Here is a 1817-nt window from a genome sequence, read left to right on the forward strand (position 1 = left end):
AGTTGTTGCGTAGTGCTTGGTGACCAGGACGGCTGGGGCACAAATAGGTTGTCAAAGGCTGAGTCGATTTTGGGGACTGGGATGTCCCAAAATCTATCACGAGGCCGAAGACACGCTTGAATTTGCTGTTTTGCTGGTTTGTGGGTTTTTCAATAGAGGACTGTATTTGGCACCACTCGACCTTCACGCAAGAGCCGTGACCGGCTGTTCGAAGACAAGGTGGTGCACAAATTCTTTGCCCAGGTGCTGGAGCAAGCCCGGGCAGCAATCTGGTATTGAAGAAACGTTTCAGCGTGGAAGGGATTCTGCTCAAGGCGCTGGCTTCGCTCAAGAGCTATCGTCCAAAGGACGAAGGTGAACCATCGACCTCGGGTGGTGAGCGCAACCCCACAGTGGATTTCGGGGGGAGGGAATCGCCGTTGGGAAGCAACGAGTTCAAAACCGAACCTGATGCTCTGTTGTTCAGGAAGAGCAAAGGTGCCACGCCCAAGCTCAATTGCATGGACTCTTTCTGATGGAGAACCGACATGGTCTGGTGGTTGATGCCCATGTGACGGGAACAGTGGAACGGGAGGCGCGGACAAAAACTACGCGTGAAGGGCATTGTGGAGGGGATGCGCTGTGCCAACGCCACCCACCATTCATCAGCCATCGATGGAGTACTGCCCGCCATGATGGTTACAAAACCAGCCAAACGATTCGTAAGCGGATCGAAAAATGTTTCGGTTGGCTCGAGAGCATCGGTGGGTTGCGCAAGAGCCGGTTTGTAGGACGTGAAAAGCTAGACTTCCATTTTATGCTGGGCGCGGCGACATGTTGATGGGTAAATTCGACAGAATTCTGGCTTAGCATATTTACAATACCGACCCATTTTGAAGATTTCTATAGTTAGGTGCCGCCCAATGGTTGACTCTCCTCGAGTTAGTTTTCTTTTAATAGGCGCTCAAAAATCAGGGACTACCGCATTGGATGCCCACCTAAAACAAAATCCTTATCTTTGTCTTCCAAAAAGGCGCAAAGAGCTTCATTTTTTTGATACTGATGATCATTTTATTGGTGGAGAGCCTAATTATGAGATATATGAAGCAAATTTTATGCATGCTTTATATGGCCAGTTGCTTGGGGAAACTACTCCTTCATATATGTTCTGGTATTCGGCTCCACAAAGGATATGGGCTTATAATCCAGCTATGAAACTGCTGATGGTGTTACGTAACCCGGTTACTAGGGCTTACTCCCACTGGAATATGAAGCGAGCACAGGGGAGAGAACAACGATCGTTCGGCGAAGCGATAAGAGGCGAATATGATATGTGCCGAGGCTTATTGCCGTATCAGTGCCTGGAATTCTCCTACCTTTCGAGGGGGTTCTACTGTGAGCAGATTCGACGAGTTTTATCTTGCTTTCCCAAAGAGCAACTTTTGATCTTAAGGAGTGAAGAGCTAGAGTCCGATACTGATGCTGTTATGGAAAAGGTATGGGATTTTCTGAAGATTGAGAAGTATCCCATACGTATGTTAAGCAGGAAAGATATGCATAAGGGACATTATGAGAAAGATATGTCTTCTGCGGATAAAGACTACTTGGTATATATGTATGAATATGAGATCTTACAGTTGGAACGTATGCTAGGTTGGGACTGTTCTAATTGGCTTGGGTCGTAATTAGTGTGCGTCAAGTCCCGATAGATCATGGGTTTTCTTTTTGAATAATTCCGGTTGTTTTTTGTGCCAATCCTAATAAGCGCCTGAATGGGCGTGATGTGCCCGATGTTTTTCTGCGGGACATGGTAGTTGTAGATTTTCTGATACTGGTAC

The 1817-nt window shown here is 47.1% G+C and carries 2 protein-coding genes; both read left to right on the plus strand.

Features of this window, described 5'->3' with window-relative positions; all coding sequences use genetic code 11:
* Positions 1-275 precede the first annotated feature (275 nt).
* The gene (locus ACOCD2_RS18450; protein ID WP_293653157.1) at positions 276-515 is read left to right on the plus strand and encodes a hypothetical protein; all 240 of its coding nucleotides are present in this window, start codon (positions 276-278) and stop codon (positions 513-515) included.
* 387 nt (positions 516-902) lie between these two features.
* Positions 903-1664, plus strand: coding sequence for a sulfotransferase domain-containing protein (locus ACOCD2_RS18455; protein WP_293653158.1), 762 nt, complete (start codon positions 903-905; stop codon positions 1662-1664).
* Positions 1665-1817: the final 153 nt, after the last annotated feature.

The organism is Thiolapillus sp., assembly GCF_048562965.1.
Lineage (GTDB): Bacteria > Pseudomonadota > Gammaproteobacteria > Chromatiales > Chromatiaceae > Thiolapillus > Thiolapillus brandeum_A.